Source organism: Halorubrum tropicale, from assembly GCF_001280455.1.
In the GTDB taxonomy this organism is placed as follows: Archaea; Halobacteriota; Halobacteria; order Halobacteriales; family Haloferacaceae; genus Halorubrum; species Halorubrum tropicale.
Map to the genome: position 1 here is coordinate 842,760 of NZ_LIST01000001.1, position 16,125 is coordinate 858,884.

Consider the following 16,125-nt stretch of genomic DNA (forward strand, 5'->3'; position numbering starts at 1 on the left):
GACTACGAGTCGTCGCTCTCGCTACTCCAACCCTCCGGAACGTACTGCTGGAAGTTCGGGTCCTCGGAGACGGCCTCCGGGAAGAACAGCTGCTCGCCGTTCACCTGGTACTCCGAGATGGCCTCCTGGACGCCCGGGCTGGTGATCCAGCCGATGTACGCCATCGCGAGGTCGTAGTTGGCGTTCTCGTGGACCCCGGGGTTGACCGCCATCACCCCGTACGGGTTCGAGAGGATATCCGGCCCGCCCTCGATCGGTCCTTGTACCAGGATCGTCAGGTCGATCTCCGAGCGCTGCGAGATGAAGGTCCCGCGGTCGGAGAGCGTGTACGCGCCCTGCTGGTTGGCGATGTTCAGCGCCTCGCCCATTCCGGTGCCGGTCTCCTGGTACCAGTCGCCGCCGGGCTCCGTGCCGGCCGCCTCCCAGAGGTTCAGCTCCTTCGTGTGCGTGCCGGAGTTGTCGCCCCGCGAGACGAACTGCGCCTCCGCCTCGGCGATGGCGGTGAGCGCCGCCGTCGCCGAGTCCATCCCCTCGATCCCGGCGGGGTCGGCCTCGGGGCCGACGATCACGAAGTCGTTGAACATCAGGTCCCGCCGGTTGACCCCGTACCCGTTCCGCATGAACTCGTCTTCGAGCCCGCGGGCGTGGACCATCACGATGTCCGAGTCGCCGTTGCGGGCGGTCTCCAACGCCGCGCCGGTCCCCTGCGCGACGGCGTCGACGGTGACGCCGTACATCTCCTCGAAGTCCGTGTGGATCGCGTCGAGGAGGCCGGTGTCGTACGTGCTCGTCGTCGTCGTGAGCGTCAGCGTCTCGCCGGCGACGCCGACCGACTCGGTCGTGCTTCCGCTCCCGTCGGTCCCGTTCCCGCCGTTCCCGCCGTCGCCGCTGTCGCCGCTCGTCGACGAACAGCCCGCCGTGCTCGCGATCGCTCCGGCGACCAGCGCGGTCACGAACCGCCTCCGTTGTATCGACATAGATACAACGGTGGGTCGACGCTACATATAACTTCCGCGCCGCGGCGGGCGACGGGGCGAAAACGCCATGACGGCCCGGGGGCATCCTCCGGGCATGGGAGAGCCGACCGAAGCCGGTCCGGACGCGGCGGCGGGACGCGGGCGGGCCGCGCTCATCGAGGACGGCGTCGAGTTCGACGGCCGCGACGCGGCGCTGCTGCGCGCGGTCGACGCGGCGGGGTCCGTCGCGGGCGCGGCCGCCGACCTGGGCCGCTCGCGCGCCCGCGCACTCTCGCGGATCGAGGCCTTAGAGGAGGCCTACGGGACGCTCGTCGAGCGGCGCCGCGGCGGCGAGGGCGGCGGCGGGAGCCGGCTCGCCGCGTCCGGCCGCGCGCTCCTCGACCGCTACGACCGGCTCCAGGCCGTCCTCGCGGCGGCCGCGGCGGTCCCAGAGACGGTGCTCGAGGGAACCGTGACGGCCGTCGACGGCGAACTCGCGGTCGTCGACACCCCGGTCGGGGAACTGTCCGGGCTTCACGGGGGAACGGGAGACGACGCGGACGGCGGGAACGAGAACGGTGGCGTCGGGGACGGCGCGAGCGGAGTGAACGTCGGCGACGCGGTTCAGGTCCGGATCGGCGCCGACGCCGTCACGGTCAACGACGCGGCCGACGCGGTGGACCCCGACGCGACGAGCGCCCGGAACCGCCTCGCCGGCCGCGTCTCGCGCGTCGACTCCGGCGAGACGGTGTCGACGGTCCGGATCGCGGTCGGGGCGGCCGAGGGCTCGGCCGACGCGACCGACGTCGAGGTGGCCGCGCTGATCACCGCCGAGAGCATCGAGCGGCTGGGCCTCGCTCCCAGCGACTCGGTCTCGATCCGCTGGAAGGCGACCGCGACGCGACTGGTGGCGCACGCGGCGTGACGCTGTCCGGTGGGCTCGCCCGTCGGTGGGGTCGTCCGTTTCGGTGAGGTCGATCGCCCGCCGGGGCGTGGGAACCGCTCTCGCGCAAGCGAACGGTTTTTGCGTCGACCGACGGGAGAGGTGGTATGGACGAGGACACCCCCGAGGGGGCGACGCCGGACGGCGACGGGCGCGGGTCCGACCCCGCCCCCGGGCCGTCGGCGCCCCCTCGGACCGACGGCGGGACCGAGCGCGCGGACGAGCCGACCGAGGACGTCGCGCTCGACCCGTGGGGGTCGGCGTCGGTCGGCGACTACGCGGACCTGTTCGAGGAGTTCGGCATTGAGGCGTTCGACGAGGTCGCCGACGAGGTCCCGGACCCGCACTACCTGATGCGCCGCGGTGTCATCTTCGGCCACCGCGAGTACGACGCGGTCGCCGAGGCGATGGCGAACGACGAGCCGTTCGCGGCGCTGTCCGGGTTCATGCCCACCGGCGACCCGCACATCGGCCACAAGCTCGTGTTCGACGAGATCATCTGGCACCAGGAGATGGGCGGCGACGCGTTCGGACTGATCGCCGACCTCGAAGCCCACTCGGCGCGCGGCATGTCGTGGTCCGAGATCGACGAGCACGCGCGCAACTACCTCCTCTCGCTGCTCGCGCTCGGCTTCGACGCCGAAGAGGGCGAGATCTACCGCCAGTCGGACAACCGCGAGGTCCAGGACCTCGGCTTCGAGCTCGGCTCGAAGGCGAACTTCTCGGAGTTCGAGGCGATCTACGGCTTCGACGGCGAAACGAATATCTCGCACATGCAGAGCGTGATCACCCAGACGGCGGACATCCTCTACCCGCAGCTCGTCGACGAGCCGAAGCCCACGGTGATCCCGGTCGGCCCCGACCAGGACCCGCACGTCCGGCTCACCCGCGACCTGGCGACCCGCGTGCGCTACTTCAAGGTGACCGAGGCGTTCGCCTCCTTCGAGCTGGACGACGACGAGCGGCAGCTGGTCCGGGCCGCTTACGACGCGCTCGCGGCGGAGCGCGCCGCCGGCGACGACCCCGACGTGCGCTGTGAGGACGCCGCCGAGTGGCTCGCCGACTACGAGCCGCCGGAGTCGGACCGCGAGAGCGTTGACCTCGCGGCCGCGAAGGCGAGCGCGCTCGACAAGCTCGAAGCCGGCGGGAAGGAGCCGCTCCGCCCCCGGGTGCGCTTCTTCGACCGCAACGCGACCGACGAGGCGTTCGAGGCGCTGATCGAGTCGGTCGACGGCGAGAAGCGCGTGTTCGAAGGCCACGTCGACGCCTTCGACCTCACGCGGGAAGAGGCCGAGTCGGTCGCCCGGGAGGTCGAGATCGACCACGACGGGTTCGGCTTCCGGCAGCCCTCCTCGATCTACCACCGGTTCATGACCGGGCTCACCGGCGGGAAGATGTCCTCGTCGATCCCGGCGAGCCACATCTCGCTGCTCGACGACCCCGAGGACGGGTACGACAAGGTGAAGGCGGCGACGACCGGTGGCCGCGACACCGCCGAGGAGCAGCGCGAGCTCGGCGGCGAGGCCGACGAGTGTCCGGTGTACGAGCTGTATGCCTACCTGCTCGCGGGCGACGACGACGAGCTGACGAAGGAGGTGTACTCGGAGTGCGTCAACGGCGACCGCCTCTGTGGCGGCTGTAAGGAGCAGGCAGCCGAGCTGATGCGCGAGTTCCTCGAAGACCACCAGGAGAAGCGCGAGGAGGCCGAGGAGCTGCTTGAGAACCTCGACATCGACCTCGACTCCGACCGGCGCGGCACCGGCGGCGAGCATTGAGGCGTCTTCGCTGAGTCGCGAGCCGATTCTCACGCCGTCTCTTTATACATAGACAGTGCGGTGGTGCGTGCCGACGAGCGCCCGCAGGGTGCGAGTCGCACGCGCGAGGTCGCCGGCGCTACGCGCCGGCTGCCAGAGGGACCTCCGGTCCCTCGCTGGAGTCAAGTCGCCGGAGCGAAGCGACGGCGACTGACGAGGCTGGGGAGGCGTGAGGTGCGGTCGCTGTGCGGGGGCGGGACTCGAAGTGGCAGCCGGGAGGACAGCGCAGGCGACGCACGCACCGCAAAGAGGGAGCGAACAGAGTGAGCGACCGAGTGAGGAGCGTGGTTCGAGAGAGCGAAGCTCTCTCGTCATCTCGAAAATCTTCGATTTTCGGGCGACAGCGAGCGTGCGCTGTCCTCCCGGCTGGGGCTTCGGCGGTGTTCGTGGCCGGTCTGCCAGCAACTATTTATAAACAAACGACTGGGACTACGGTAGTGTTTATCGCCGGTCCAGATTCAACTATTTATAAATAACAGCGATCGACCTACAGCTCGTCTTTCACGTACACGCCCAGCAGTCCGCCGAGCGCGCTCAACACCACGCTGTAAGCGACGCCGCCCAACACGATGAGGGCGGCGACCAGGAAGACCCCGCCGGCCGCGAGACCCGCTTCGAGCGGGAACCCGAAGAATCCCAGAAACGGAAGGACCACCAGCGCGAGCAGCAGCAGTCCGACGATCGGGATCGACGCGATCGCGCCGGAGAGCGCGCCGACCCGAAGCCCGTCGTCGCCGTTCAGGTACCCGGCGACCGCGCCGCCGAGGAGCGGTGAGATGCCGGTGAACGAGAGGAGGGCCGACGCGATCGCGCCGACCACCGCGTTGAGGAGGGTGTTCTCGGTGTCCATGTGCGGTCGAACTCTTGGGGACGATATACGTCTTGCGGACGCCCGAAGGCGGCCCGGTCGCCGTCGGTCGGCGACGCGACCGCCGGCAGAGCGGCCCGCCCGGGCGACGAGGCGATAGTTTATGAGGCGGGCGCCACCTCTCACGGGTATGAGCGAGGAGGAGACGATCCACGTCGCGGACGTCAGCGAGGGGATCGGCGGCGACGCGACGGCGGACCCCGGCTCCCCGGTGGAGCTCCCGGTCGTCGACGTGCTCACCGGCCGGTCCTTCATCACGGGCAAATCCGGCTCCGGGAAGAGCAACACCGCGAGCGTCGTCATCGAGAACCTGCTCGACAGCGGCTTCCCGGTTCTCATCGTGGATACAGACGGTGAATATTACGGACTTAAGGAGGAATACGAGATCCTCCACGCCGGCGCCGACGAGGAGTGCGACATCGTCGTCTCCCCGGAACACGCCGAGAAGCTCGCGAACCTCGCCTTAGAGCAGAACGTCCCGATCATCTTAGACGTCTCCGGTTACCTCGAAGAGGACACCGCCAACGAGCTGCTCTTGGAGGTCGTCAAGCAGCTGTTCGCGAAGGAGAAGCGCTTGAAGAAGCCCTTCCTGCTCGTCGTCGAGGAGTGCCACGAGTACATCCCCGAGGGCGGCGGGATGGACGAGACGGGGAAGATGCTGATCAAGGTGGGCAAGCGCGGCCGGAAACACGGCCTCGGCATCGTCGGGATCAGCCAGCGCCCCGCGGACGTGAAAAAGGACTTCATCACCCAGTGCGACTGGCTCTGCTGGCACCGGCTCACGTGGGACAACGACACGAAGGTCGTCGGGCGCATCCTCGGGTCGAAGTACGCGAGCGCGGTGGAGGACTTAGGCGACGGCGAGGCCTTCCTGATGACCGACTGGGACGAGTCGATCCGCCGGATCCAGTTCCATCGTAAGGAGACGTTCGACGCGGGCGCGACCCCCGGGCTCGACGACTTCGAGCGCCCCGAGCTGAAGTCCGTCTCCAGCGACCTCGTCGGCGAGCTCCAGTCGATCTCCGACGAGAAGGAGCGCCGCGACTCCGAGATAGCCGACCTCAAACAGGAGCTAGAGAAGAAGGACCGCCGGATAGCCGACCTCGAACGCGAACTGGAGGAGGCCCGCGACCTGAGCGACATGGCCGACCAGTTCGCGCAGGCGCTCCTCGGCAAGGCCGAGGCGCCGTACCGGAGCGGCGGCGGCCGGGCCCGGGTCGGCGCCAGCCCCCCCGACGGCGACGCCGTCGCCGACGGCGCCGACGGGCAGTCCGTGCTCAAGTCGTACGACGAGGCGGTCGCCGCCACGAGGGGCGACGACGACCCCGCGAGCGAGGCGGCGCCCTCCGCCGACGGCGGCACCGAGGGGGACGCGGAGCCGGCCGCGTCCGCCGACGGCGCTTCGTCGGACCCGGACGCCGAACCCGCCGACGCTGAACCCGCGGACGCCGAACCCGCGGCCGAGTCCGACCCTGCCCCGCCGGACGACGTCGACCCGGTCACCCGCGACGACGTGGCCGAGAGCGCGCTCCGGTTCGACGACGCGATCGAGCTCGGCACCCGGGAGGCGGTGATCGAGGAGCTGCGCTCGCGGATCGAGGCGCTCCCGGAGCTCTCGCGCGGCATGCTCCGCCACTACCGCCGCGAGGGCGCCAGCGACCCCGTCGCGGCCCACATCGACGCCGGCGGCGACGGCGACTCCGGGCACGCCTACAGCCGCCACCGGCCGATCCGGCGCGCGGGGCTCATCCGCCACGCCGGTCGCGGCCACTACGCGTACGCGGTCCCGGACCTCGTCCGCGAGGCGTACGCGGACCGCCTCGACGAGGCGCAGGTCCGCGAGATCGTCCGCGCGGTCGAGACCGCCTTCGTCCCCCCCGCCGAACTGAGCTATCCGCCGGACGCCGACCCGGCCGAGGTCGGGGAGGGGGCGGCCGCCGTCCCCGACGACGGTGCGGCCGCCCGAGACGGCGCCGACGCGGCACCAGAGGAGACCGAGGGGGTCGTCACCGAAGCCGACGCGACGGACGCCGACGCAGAGGCGGCGGCCGAGGCCGGCGAGGTCGCCGAGTCGGAGCGGGCCGAGCCGCCGACCGACGGGGGCCTGAGCGACGCCGCGCGGCGGTTCGCCGAGCGGTCCGAGCGCTGAGGCCGGCCGGTCGACGCGACGGGCACGACTCAGGAGGCCGCGGTGTAGGGGCTCAGAACGGCAGCGAGAGGTACTCGCTCGGCACCGCGTTCCGCGCCGTCACCTGCGGGTCGACCACCTGACTGACCTCCAGGCCGCCGACGAGGCTGGAGAAGAGGTACGCCTCGGTGCGCGAGAACCCGTGGTGGTGCGAAAGCAGGTCCAGCATGTCGGCGTTCGCCAGCTCGACGGCCGCCTCCATCGTCTCGGCGCTCGCGACCGTCTTCACGGCGTCGCCGGTGTCGAGGAGGGGGCGGGCGGGCGAGACCGCGGGGTCCTCGATCACCGACAGCGTCGCGTCGACCTCGACCGCTATCTCGGCGCCCGTCCCGCACATCTCGCCGTCCGCCATCGCGGCCTTCGCGTCGCCCAGCGCCAGCATCGCCCCCTCCTGAAAGACGGGGAAGTAGACGGTCGTCCCGCCGGTCACGTCGGTCGTGTCGAGGTTCCCGCCGTGGTCGTCGGGCGTGAGCGTCGAGACCGTCTCGCCGTCCGTGGCGACGCCGATCGTCCCGATCACGGGCTCGATCGGCACGTCGATCCCCTCGAAGTCGACCGCCTCCGCGTCGGCGTCGACCTCGGTGATCCGCGTCGCCGGGTGGTCGATATCGGGGTCGTCCCGGAGGAGTCCGAACCCGGGGGCGGTGAGCACGCGGCCGCGGTCCTCCGCGACGCGCACGGCCTCGATCTCGACCGCGAGCACGTCGCCGGGGCTCGCGCCGGCGACCGCGATCGGTCCCGTCGCGGCGTTGACCTCCTCCGGGATCGCGCCGAGCAGGTCGTCAGCTTCCTGGATCGCGCCGTTCAGGCTGTCGACCGTCTCGATCGTCAGCGACTCGCCGTCCGCGGCCTCGTACACCGGGTCCATCTCCGGACCGAACTCGTACACGTGGCCGTCGCGGTGTGTGACCGTCTCTCGCGCCATCAGGCTCTCCTGGGCGCTCCGGGACTAAAAACTCCGGCCGCGTCAGCGCGGCGCGGCCGCCTCGGGGGGGACGAGCAAGACGTTGTTTGTCCCGCGCGCGACGATCGACTCCGCGGTGCTCCCGAGGAGGAGCCGCCGGAGTCGGCTCGTCCCGCGCGCGCCGATGAGCGTCGTCGTCGCGCCCACGCGCTCCTCTTCGGCCGTGATCTCGTCGACGGGGTTCCCGGACCTGACGTTGGTCTCGACATCGAACCCGGTCCGGTCACGGAGATCCGTCGCCAGTTCGTCCAGTCGCTCCTCGGCGGTCGCCGTCGACTCCGCGTCCCCATCGCCCACGTGGAGCAGGTACGCCCGCTCTGTCGCGCCCGTCAGCGACGGGAAGTAGTCGTAGGCGCGCGCCGCGTTCTCCGAGAAGTCGGTCGCGTACAGCACGTCCTGGAACAGGTGTTCCTTCCTGACCGCGTGCCCGCTCGCCGTCTCCTCGATCCGCTCGACGAGCAACGGCCTGACCGCCGTCCGCGCGACGTTGCGAACGGTGCCGCCGATGAGCCGATTCCGGAGCGGAGACTGTCCGCGCGACCCGACGACGATCATGTCCGCGTCGAGCCGCTCGGCCAATCCGTTTATCCGCCGGTGCGGTGTCCCGCGGGCGACGTGCGTCTCCACCTCGAATCCAGCGCGCTCGAACACGTTCCGCTGTGGGGCGAGCGCCTCCCTGGCGTCGCTGGCGGCGTCCATCCCCGGCAGCCCGCTGGACACGTTGTCCGGGACGACGGTCAACAGGTGAACCTCCCTGACGCCGATGTTGTCGAGACACTCCAGACAGGTCCGCGACTCGATCGCCGCTTCGTTCGCGTCCGAGAGGTCCGTCGCGAATACGATCTTCATACGCGACCGTTCGTGCCCCCGAGTAATATTGCTTTTGTTGTACAATATGGGGTATTCGGAGAGACGACACGGCGACCGACCGGCGTCGGCGCACCCCCGGCGGGAAGTCGCCGCCGCCGGGGCGACTCGCCTCAGACGTCCCGGTCGGGCGCGGAGGCCGGTCCGTGATCGAGGAGCGGCGAGTTCGCGTTCGCGCACCCATCTCGACCGCAGACGCCGGCGTCGTCGCCCGCCCGCTCAACGCCGGCCGAGAGCCCACCGATCTCCCAGTCGACGGCGTGGCTCGTCGCGCGCTCGTGGTCGTCGAGCGCGGTCCGCGCCCGCCGGAGCGAGTCGAACGTCTCGTCGTACGCACAGTCGGTACAGCGGACGCGAACTGTCGTCGGCATGGGTCCACGTTCGGTCTCGACCGTGGTAAGTGCCGCTATCGGCTCTTGCGCCGAGTGGTCCGGGGACAGACCGCCGCGCCTCCCGCATCCGTATTGGACTAAACACACAAGATTAAAACCGACGCGCGCAGTATTGTCTGGTGCGTACAAACAATCGATCATGAGCACCGAAATCGATATCGCGGAGACGCTGGACGTGAAAGGACTGAGCTGCCCGATGCCCATCGTGAAGACGAAGGGCGCGATCGACGACCTCGCCCCCGGTGAGGTGCTGGAGGTCGTCGCGACCGATCCCGGAAGTGTAAGCGACATCGACGGGTGGGCGACGGGCACCGACGGCGTCATGCTCCTCGAGCAGGAGGAGGGCGACGACGTGTACACCCACTACGTCCGCAAGGAGGCATGAGTATGGACGAGATCGGCATCATCGTCTCCAGCGACGACCCGAAGAACCTCGCGATGGCGACCAACCTCGGGCACGTCGCGCTGACGATGGACACGGACGTGTTCCTCTACTTCACCTTCGACGGACTGACGCACCTGTTGGAGGGCGAGAAAGACCTCTCGTCGGTCCAGCCGCTGCTCGACGAAGGGATGCCGAACCCCTACGACATGCTCGACCAGCTGATCGCCGACGGCGGAGAGGCGGTCACCTCGGTCGCGTGTACGACCACGCTGGACATGCTCCAGTGGGAGCAGGACGCCATCGACGACGACTTGACGACGCAGTTCGCCGGTGCGGTCACCTTCCTCGAGGCCGCTGAGGAGGCCGACCACGTGTTCACGTTCTGAACGCCGGCGTCGCGTCGGTCCGCTCCATTCCACCTCCCCTTTAATGCGCGTGCGCCCCGTAGCCGCATCGCCGTCCGAAACGCTCTCGGTCCTCGATCGCCGTCCGAAACGCCCTCGATCCTCGAACCCCTTCCCCTGCCGTTCGAGACTGCTCTTCATCACCGGTACGTCCGAATCGGTGTACGAGCGGGCTTAGCTCTGATCGGAGACGTACGGATCACAACCACCTTACGAAGTGCTCGAAACGCACACCTGTGCCCGCCGAAGAGGCCGTCCGGACTGCGGAGAGCCGCCAGAGGCGGTGGAGCTACAGGGGACTGACGCGCTCGGGACGCTCTCGATCGTCTTCGACGGACCGAACGACGGGCTCCTCGGCGGCCTCTGCGCCGGCGAGATCATCACGCCGGTCCCGTGCGTGCGTCCCGAGTGCCGACGGGCCCTCGTCTACGCAGTGTAGCGACCCGAGGCCTCCCGCGAAACTCCGCGGCGCCGACTCTCCCCGCGTCGAGACCATCTCGTGAGCGGCCTCTGACGAGCGACGCTCGGCTCAGCCCTCGACGACGGCGCGCTCTGGCTCGTCGTACTTCTCCTCGAACTCGCCGATGAGCTGGCCCATCTTCGCGTACCAGTCGTTGAGCATCCGCTGCATGTCGTCGGCGATCTGAGACGGGTCCGTCGGGCTGTACACGTGGTAGTAGCCGCCGTGGTCGTAGTTGATCTGCTCCTTCTGGATGAAGCCGGCCTTGAGGAGCCGCTGAACCGCGCGGTAGGCGGTGGAGCGCTCCCGGTCGACGCGTTCGGCCACCTCGTCGATCGTGAGTGCCTCGTCCGCCGAGACGAGCGCCTGGTAACAGTCCTTGTCCAACTGCTTCAGGCCGTGGAAACACTCGAGTAACCCCTCGCACTCCATGTCTCGCTGGAGCTGTTCTGACATCGAATCGGGCATTTTATGTCGTACATGAGGCGCTCCGCCGCTAAAAGTGTTGTGTGTGGGATGTACAATTCCACGCACTCCGTCGCCGAGCGCCGAACGTGAGCCGATCGGCGTGGTCGCTACTCGTCGCTTCCGGAGGCGTCGCCGCCCGCCTCGCCGTCAGCGTCCGTCTCGTCGTCGGTGTCGAGGCCGGCCGCCTCGAACGCGGTCTCGACCTCCTCGGCCGGCACCGTCCGGAAGCCGTCGGCCTCGGTCACGGTCGCGACCGCGAGGTCGGCGGGCTCGAACTCGTCGTCGTGAGCGGCCAGCGCCGCGACCGCGAGTTCGATGCCCGCCGCGAGCGAGAGGTCGTCGCGCCACTCCGACTCGAGGTGGCCCTGGATCTCCTGGCGGCCGCCGCCGATGACCGTCGCCTTCCACTCGTTGGGGGTGCCCGAGGGGTCGGCCGCGAACAGGCGCGGCTCGCCGTCGTCGATGCCGCCGATGAGGAGGGCGGCGCCGTAGGGGCGCGTGCCGCCGCGCTGGGTGTTCTCCTGGATGTGGTCGGTGACGAACTTCGTCAGCGTCTCGACGCCGACGGGCTCGCCGTAGCGCAGGCGGTTCCCCTGCGACTGGCGGCGCGCGAGGTCGATCAGCTGGCGGGCGTCGGCGACGTGGCCGGCGCTCGCGGTGCCGACGTGGTCGTCGAGCTTGTGGAGCTTCTCGATGCTCTCGGCCTCCATCAGCGACGAGGAGGGGCGGGACATCGCGACGAACACGACGCCGTCGGTCGTCCGGACGCCGACGCTCGGCGCGCCGCGCGAGACCGCCTCGCGGGCGTACTCGACCTGGTAGATGCGCCCGTCCGGCGAGAACAGCGACGTGCCGCGGTCGTACGCCTGCTGGTCGTTGTTCCCCATCATCGTCCATCACCCGCTCGCGCGGTGTCGCGTTCGCTCATTACCGCTACTTACGTCGGCCCGTTGAAAAAGCATCCGTAACCGGTACGTCTCGGAGACTGCCGAAACCCCGAGCCCGGCGGCCCCCTGCCCCCGAACGACCGCCGATGGAGTTTCCGTCGCGCCCGTCGCTGCGAGGCGGCGCGCGCGTCGCTTCCGTCGCCGACGGATATATCCACGGGTATCGCGTAAAACGTATGACCTTGACTCGTACACCATCCGCGGCCGCGCTACTGGCCGCCGTGACCATTCTCGCGACGATCGGCGGGGCCTTCGCGGCGGGCGGCGCGGCGGCGGTCCCGGACGCGCGGATCACCGTCGGCGAGGTGGGGGCCTCCCCGAGCGACCCGACCGTCGGGGAGCGGACGGCGCTGAACGTCACCGTCTCGAACTCCGGCGGCAGCGACGCGGCGGCGAACGTCACGACGGTCCGCGTCCGGAACGCCGACGGCGACGTGCTCGACAGCGTCACGGGCGTCGGCGCGCTCTCGGCGGGCGACTCGCTCGACGCGACGCTGTGGACGTCGTTCGACGAGCCGGGCGCGAAGCGGCTCACCGTCGAGGCGGTCGCGAACCAGTCGACGACCGGCGAGTTCGTGACCGTCAGCCGGGACACCGTGATCGAGGTCCGGCCGACCCAGGTCGCGCTCGACCTGCGGACCCGCGCGCTCGACCCAGAGGACCTCCAGAGCGACGAGGGAAGTGAGAGTTCGGCCGGCGACCTCAGCGTCGGCGGCATCCAGGGCATCTTCGGCGGTGGCGGCGGCCTCGACACCGGCGACGCGGACGGCCAGGGCGACGCGCCCCCGGTCGCCGACTCGCCCGTCGAGGTGACGGTGGTCAACACCGGCACGACGACCGCCGACCGGGTGAGCCTCCACGCGGTCGGGACCGCGGTCGACGGCGACGAGCGGACCGTCTCGGTCGGCCCGTTCGTCGTCGAGGACGTCGCGCCCGGCGAGGAGCGGCGGGTGATCGTCGACCTCGGCCCGCTCGACCGGCGGTCGGAGGTGACGGTCACCGCCGCCTTCCGCGCCGACACGGACCGGTTCGACGACCGGGGCGCGGACCGCAGCGCGCAGTCGACGGTGACGTACCCAGTCCGCGAGGCGGCCCCGACCGTCACCGACGCGACCGTGCGCGAGACCGCCGACGGCGTCGTCGTCGACGCGAACCTCGGCAACGCCGGCGGCGGCGAGATGACCGGCGCGGTCGTCTCTGTCGGCGACGCGCCGGGCGTCGAGCCGACCGCCGCGGGCGGCGAGTACTTCGTCGGCACCCTCGGCGCGAGCGACTTCGTCGGGTTCGACCTGACGACCGCGGTGAACGCCTCCGTCGCCGACGAGATACCGATCCGCGTCACCTACACCGAGCGGGGCGTCCGGTACACGGAGACGCTGACGGTGGCGGCGCCCGAGGCCGACGACGACGGGGAGAGCGGCGGCACGCTCGGTCGGATCGGCGTCGGCGGCGTGGGCGCCGCTGGCGCGGTCGCGAGCGGCCTCGCGCTCGTCGGCCTGGCCGGCGCGGTCGGCCTCGCGGTCAGGACCGGACGGATCGGCGGGTCGACGGGGCGGCGACGCGGCGGGTCGGCGCCGTGAGCGGGGACGCCGCGGCCGACGCGACGGGCGACGCGGTGAACGGCGACTCCGAGGTTGACGCGGTGAACGACGACTCCGGGAGCGACGCGAGGGACGACGCCGTGACCGCCGAGGGTGCGGTCGACCGAACGACGGACTCCGCAGGCGACGCCGAGTTCGGCGTCGCGCTGCGGGACGTGGTGAAGCGCTACCCGAGCGGCGGCGGCGATCCGGTCGTCGCGCTCGATCACGTCGACTTCGCGGTCCGGCCCGGCGAGTTCGTCGCGGTCGTCGGCCCCAGCGGTTCCGGGAAGTCGACGCTGCTGAACGTGCTCGGGCTGCTCGACGACCCCACCGCGGGCCGGCGCCTGCTGAACGGGACCGACGTGACGAACCTCTCCGTCGCCGAGCGGACCCGGGCGCGGAAGGAGTCGATCGGGTTCGTCTTCCAGGACTTTCACCTGCTGCCGACGCTGACGGCCGTCGAGAACGTCGCGATGCCGACCGCGTTCGACCCCGGCGACGCGAGCGGCCGGGCGGCCGACCTGCTCGCGCGGTTCGGGCTCGGCGACCGCCTCGACCACGACCCGAGCGAGCTCTCCGGCGGGCAGAAGCAGCGCGTCGCCATCGCCCGCGCGCTGATCAACGAGCCCGCCGTGCTGCTCGCTGACGAGCCGACGGGGAACCTCGACACCGAGACGGGGGAGTCGATCCTCGGCGAGTTCGAGCGCGTCAAGGCCGAGGGGGTCGCCGTCGTCGCGGTCACGCACGACCCGCTCGTTGAGGAGTACGCCGACCGCGTCGTCGACCTCACCGACGGCGTGCTGACCGGCGGGCTGCCGGACGCGGGGGACGACCGATGAGCGACGGCGACCGGACGGGCGCCGGATCCGCCGGCTGGCTCCGCGGCTGGCGGCCCGCGGTGTCGATGGCGTCGCGGAACCTGCGGCGGAACCGCGTGCGGACGGTGCTGGCGGTGCTGGGCGTCTGTATCGGCGTGCTCGCGGTCGCCGCGCTCGGCATCTTCGGGAACGTGCTGGCGCTCGGCGCCGACGACGCCATCGGCGACATCGGCACGCAGGTCGTCGTCTCGCCGAACGCCGACGCCGGCGTGGAGTCGCTGTCGGACGCGGACGTGGCCTCGATCCGGCGCGCGGTGGGCGAGCCCGCGGTCGTCCCGCTGTACTCGGACAGCGCCACGGTCGCGCGGCAGGGCGACCAGACGTTCGCGACCGTGTACGGGATCGAGGAGCCGGCGCTGGCGTACGAGGCCGCCGAGGGCCGGCTCCCCGAGCGACACCGGCAGGGGGCGATTCTCGGCGCGGGCATCGCCGCGGACCTCGACGCCGGCGCGGGCGACACCGTCGAGATCGCGGGCTCGCAGGTCCGGGTGATCGCGGTGTTAGTCGAGAGCCAGACGTTCAGCCCGGTGGCGCCCGACGACGCCGTCTTCCTCCCCGAGTCGGCCTTCTCGGCGGACGGCTACGCGCAGGCGCTCGTCATCTCCGACACCGGCGCCGAGGCGCGCGCGGCCGCAAACGCCATCCGCGAGGAGGTGAACGCCCGCGAGGAGCGCGTCGACCTGTTCGAGCTGGCCGCCCTCGTCGACGAGATCAACGAGTTCTTCGACCTGCTCTCGACGTTCCTGCTCGGGCTCGGCGCCATCTCCCTCGTGGTCGCCGGCGTCTCAATCCTCAACGTGATGTTGATGAGCACCGTCGAGCGGAGACAGGAGATCGGGGTGATGCGCGCGGTCGGCGTCGCCCGCCGCGACGTGCTCCGCGTCCTGCTCGCGGAGGCCGGCCTGATCGGCGCGGCCGGCGCCGCGGCCGGCACGCTGCTCACCGTCCTGCTCGTCGCCGGGCTCGTCCTCGCGACGCCCGCCGTCGACGCCGCGCTCGTGATCGACCCGACGAACGGGTACTACCTCCTCCTCGCGCTCGTGTTCGGCGTCGGCGTCGGGCTCGTCAGCGGCGCGTACCCCGCGTGGAAGGCGGCCAACCAGCGCCCGGTCGAGGCGCTGCGGAACTGATTCTGTGGGGTGCCCGATAATCCGAATCGTCTCGACCATTTAAACTCCGAACGGCGCGCCGGCGAGCGCCCGGAGGGCGCGAGCCGCCCGCGAGGGAGGCGGCGGCCCGGCGCGGCTCTGCCCGCGCCGGGCCGTCCGCCGAGGCTGGGGAGGCGTGAGGCTGCGGTCGCCGTGCGGGGTGGGACTCAAAGGGGCAGCCGCGAGGGGGTCGCAGACGACGTAAGCACCGCAGCGAGCGAAGCGAGCGAGGAGCGCAGCGAGTGTGCGACCCCCTCGCGGCTGGGGCTTTGGAGGAGTTCACCGCAGAGTGAGCGATCACGTATAGCCGAGCGGCTGGGGCTTTGGCGGTGTTCCCCGTCGATTCACTATCAGCTATTTATAAGAGTCGATGACTCAGGCAAAACGCCCATGTATCGCCGCGTCCCGGCCCGAGCCATGTCCCCCAAGCGACGAGCGGTCCTCCTCCTCGGCGCGGGCGCGGTCGGATTCGGTGCCATCGGGTATCGCGAACTGACGGACTGCGAGGAGCTCGCCTGTTTCGCGTTCGAGCATCAGAGGGCAGACGACGTGGCGAGCAGACTGGTGATCGAACACACCGGCGGGACCGAACGGCTCCGCGCCGGGGACGTGTTCGTCACGAATGTCAGCGTGGACTACGAGGCGGGCGAGAACGACACCGTCGCGTGGGCCGAACTGGACGACGACCTCGGACCCGACGACGCGATCAACGGGGAGACGCTGCGGATACGGATCCGGTTCCCGGACCTCGTGACGGTCCGTTGGCGTCGCGACGGCGACGAGGAGGTCTTGGGGGCGTGGGTGTACGACGACGACGTGCGGTGAGCGGCGTCCCCGGCGACTTCGTCGACCGCCCTCCC

The 16,125-nt window shown here is 70.7% G+C and carries 17 protein-coding genes; 10 read left to right on the plus strand and 7 right to left on the minus strand.

Translation table 11 applies throughout. The features are described from left to right. Nucleotides 1–2: 2 nt before the first annotated feature. On the minus strand, nt 3–977 hold the full coding sequence (locus AMR74_RS04095) for a substrate-binding domain-containing protein (protein WP_053770773.1): 975 nt from the start codon (nt 975–977) through the stop codon (nt 3–5). Between the two features lie 94 nt (nt 978–1,071). Here AMR74_RS04095 and AMR74_RS04100 point away from each other — a divergent pair, with 94 nt between their 5' ends. Continuing rightward, entirely contained in the window at nt 1,072–1,881 is an 810-nt protein-coding gene (locus AMR74_RS04100) for a TOBE domain-containing protein (protein ID WP_053770774.1), read from the plus strand. Between the two features lie 125 nt (nt 1,882–2,006). Continuing rightward, nucleotides 2,007–3,674 carry a tryptophan--tRNA ligase gene (locus tag AMR74_RS04105; RefSeq protein WP_053770775.1) on the plus strand — a complete coding sequence of 556 codons (1,668 nt, stop codon included), beginning with the start codon at nt 2,007–2,009 and terminating at the stop codon, nt 3,672–3,674. 526 nt (nt 3,675–4,200) lie between these two features. Here the strand turns inward: AMR74_RS04105 and AMR74_RS04110 are convergent. Further along, nucleotides 4,201–4,563 carry a DUF5518 domain-containing protein gene (locus tag AMR74_RS04110; protein ID WP_053770776.1) on the minus strand — a complete coding sequence of 121 codons (363 nt, stop codon included), beginning with the start codon at nt 4,561–4,563 and terminating at the stop codon, nt 4,201–4,203. A 148-nt stretch (nt 4,564–4,711) separates the two neighbouring features. Here AMR74_RS04110 and AMR74_RS04115 point away from each other — a divergent pair, with 148 nt between their 5' ends. Then, complete coding sequence (locus AMR74_RS04115) at nt 4,712–6,730, plus strand: ATP-binding protein (RefSeq protein ID WP_053770777.1); 2,019 nt, start codon at nt 4,712–4,714, stop codon at nt 6,728–6,730. Between the two features lie 52 nt (nt 6,731–6,782). Here the strand turns inward: AMR74_RS04115 and AMR74_RS04120 are convergent, their stop codons facing one another. From AMR74_RS04120 to AMR74_RS04130, 3 genes are all read right to left on the minus strand, one after another. After that, the gene (locus tag AMR74_RS04120) at nt 6,783–7,694 is read right to left on the minus strand and encodes an acetamidase/formamidase family protein (protein WP_053770778.1); all 912 of its coding nucleotides are present in this window, start codon (nt 7,692–7,694) and stop codon (nt 6,783–6,785) included. Between the two features lie 42 nt (nt 7,695–7,736). Next, on the minus strand, nt 7,737–8,582 hold the full coding sequence (locus tag AMR74_RS04125) for a universal stress protein (RefSeq protein ID WP_053770779.1): 846 nt from the start codon (nt 8,580–8,582) through the stop codon (nt 7,737–7,739). A 131-nt stretch (nt 8,583–8,713) separates the two neighbouring features. Further along, entirely contained in the window at nt 8,714–8,971 is a 258-nt protein-coding gene (locus AMR74_RS04130; protein WP_199236410.1) for a DUF7542 family protein, read from the minus strand. Nucleotides 8,972–9,131: 160 nt separating this feature from the next. Between AMR74_RS04130 and AMR74_RS04135 the strand changes: the two genes are divergently transcribed. The 3 genes from AMR74_RS04135 (at nt 9,132) to AMR74_RS04145 (ending at nt 10,220) form a co-directional block, all read left to right on the plus strand. Next, nucleotides 9,132–9,377, plus strand: a complete 246-nt coding sequence (locus tag AMR74_RS04135; RefSeq protein ID WP_053770780.1) for a sulfurtransferase TusA family protein — start codon at nt 9,132–9,134, stop codon at nt 9,375–9,377. A 2-nt stretch (nt 9,378–9,379) separates the two neighbouring features. Beyond that, a complete protein-coding gene (locus AMR74_RS04140) occupies nt 9,380–9,763 on the plus strand; it encodes a DsrE family protein (RefSeq protein WP_053770781.1) in 384 nt (127 codons plus the stop codon). Between the two features lie 301 nt (nt 9,764–10,064). Then, entirely contained in the window at nt 10,065–10,220 is a 156-nt protein-coding gene (locus AMR74_RS04145) for a hypothetical protein (protein ID WP_240471125.1), read from the plus strand. A gap of 90 nt (nt 10,221–10,310) precedes the next feature. Here the strand turns inward: AMR74_RS04145 and AMR74_RS04150 are convergent, their stop codons facing one another. Further along, nucleotides 10,311–10,709, minus strand: a complete 399-nt coding sequence (locus tag AMR74_RS04150) for a helix-turn-helix domain-containing protein (protein ID WP_053770783.1) — start codon at nt 10,707–10,709, stop codon at nt 10,311–10,313. A 107-nt stretch (nt 10,710–10,816) separates the two neighbouring features. Next, nucleotides 10,817–11,599 carry an archaeal proteasome endopeptidase complex subunit alpha gene (psmA, locus tag AMR74_RS04155; protein ID WP_199236409.1) on the minus strand — a complete coding sequence of 261 codons (783 nt, stop codon included), beginning with the start codon at nt 11,597–11,599 and terminating at the stop codon, nt 10,817–10,819. Between the two features lie 233 nt (nt 11,600–11,832). On the opposite strand from psmA, the gene AMR74_RS04160 reads away from it, so the two are divergent. The 4 genes from AMR74_RS04160 to AMR74_RS04175 all read left to right on the plus strand — a co-directional run bounded on the left by AMR74_RS04160 (nt 11,833) and on the right by AMR74_RS04175 (nt 16,090). Next, nucleotides 11,833–13,236: a hypothetical protein gene (locus AMR74_RS04160; RefSeq protein ID WP_205625943.1), complete on the plus strand. Its 1,404-nt coding sequence runs from the start codon at nt 11,833–11,835 to the stop codon at nt 13,234–13,236. A 101-nt stretch (nt 13,237–13,337) separates the two neighbouring features. Next, on the plus strand, nt 13,338–14,078 hold the full coding sequence (locus tag AMR74_RS04165) for an ABC transporter ATP-binding protein (RefSeq protein ID WP_053770993.1): 741 nt from the start codon (nt 13,338–13,340) through the stop codon (nt 14,076–14,078). Then, nucleotides 14,075–15,247, plus strand: a complete 1,173-nt coding sequence (locus tag AMR74_RS04170; RefSeq protein ID WP_053770785.1) for an ABC transporter permease — start codon at nt 14,075–14,077, stop codon at nt 15,245–15,247. Before AMR74_RS04165 ends, AMR74_RS04170 begins: the two co-directional genes overlap by 4 nt. Before the next feature lie 435 nt (nt 15,248–15,682). After that, a complete protein-coding gene (locus AMR74_RS04175) occupies nt 15,683–16,090 on the plus strand; it encodes a hypothetical protein (RefSeq protein ID WP_053770994.1) in 408 nt (135 codons plus the stop codon). Nucleotides 16,091–16,125 lie beyond the last annotated feature (35 nt).

Excerpts from the sequence above, each read along its gene's own strand:
- AMR74_RS04095 (WP_053770773.1), bottom strand. The coding sequence starts at position 977 with ATGTCGATACAACGGAGGCGGTTCGTGACCGCGCTGGTCGCCGGAGCG.
- AMR74_RS04100 (WP_053770774.1), top strand. The coding sequence starts at position 1,072 with ATGGGAGAGCCGACCGAAGCCGGTCCGGACGCGGCGGCGGGACGCGGG.
- AMR74_RS04105 (WP_053770775.1), top strand. The coding sequence starts at position 2,007 with ATGGACGAGGACACCCCCGAGGGGGCGACGCCGGACGGCGACGGGCGC.
- AMR74_RS04110 (WP_053770776.1), bottom strand. The coding sequence starts at position 4,563 with ATGGACACCGAGAACACCCTCCTCAACGCGGTGGTCGGCGCGATCGCG.
- AMR74_RS04115 (WP_053770777.1), top strand. The coding sequence starts at position 4,712 with ATGAGCGAGGAGGAGACGATCCACGTCGCGGACGTCAGCGAGGGGATC.
- AMR74_RS04120 (WP_053770778.1), bottom strand. The coding sequence starts at position 7,694 with ATGGCGCGAGAGACGGTCACACACCGCGACGGCCACGTGTACGAGTTC.
- AMR74_RS04125 (WP_053770779.1), bottom strand. The coding sequence starts at position 8,582 with ATGAAGATCGTATTCGCGACGGACCTCTCGGACGCGAACGAAGCGGCG.
- AMR74_RS04130 (WP_199236410.1), bottom strand. The coding sequence starts at position 8,971 with ATGCCGACGACAGTTCGCGTCCGCTGTACCGACTGTGCGTACGACGAG.
- AMR74_RS04135 (WP_053770780.1), top strand. The coding sequence starts at position 9,132 with ATGAGCACCGAAATCGATATCGCGGAGACGCTGGACGTGAAAGGACTG.
- AMR74_RS04140 (WP_053770781.1), top strand. The coding sequence starts at position 9,380 with ATGGACGAGATCGGCATCATCGTCTCCAGCGACGACCCGAAGAACCTC.
- AMR74_RS04150 (WP_053770783.1), bottom strand. The coding sequence starts at position 10,709 with ATGCCCGATTCGATGTCAGAACAGCTCCAGCGAGACATGGAGTGCGAG.
- psmA (WP_199236409.1), bottom strand. The coding sequence starts at position 11,599 with ATGATGGGGAACAACGACCAGCAGGCGTACGACCGCGGCACGTCGCTG.
- AMR74_RS04160 (WP_205625943.1), top strand. The coding sequence starts at position 11,833 with ATGACCTTGACTCGTACACCATCCGCGGCCGCGCTACTGGCCGCCGTG.
- AMR74_RS04170 (WP_053770785.1), top strand. The coding sequence starts at position 14,075 with ATGAGCGACGGCGACCGGACGGGCGCCGGATCCGCCGGCTGGCTCCGC.
- AMR74_RS04175 (WP_053770994.1), top strand. The coding sequence starts at position 15,683 with ATGTCCCCCAAGCGACGAGCGGTCCTCCTCCTCGGCGCGGGCGCGGTC.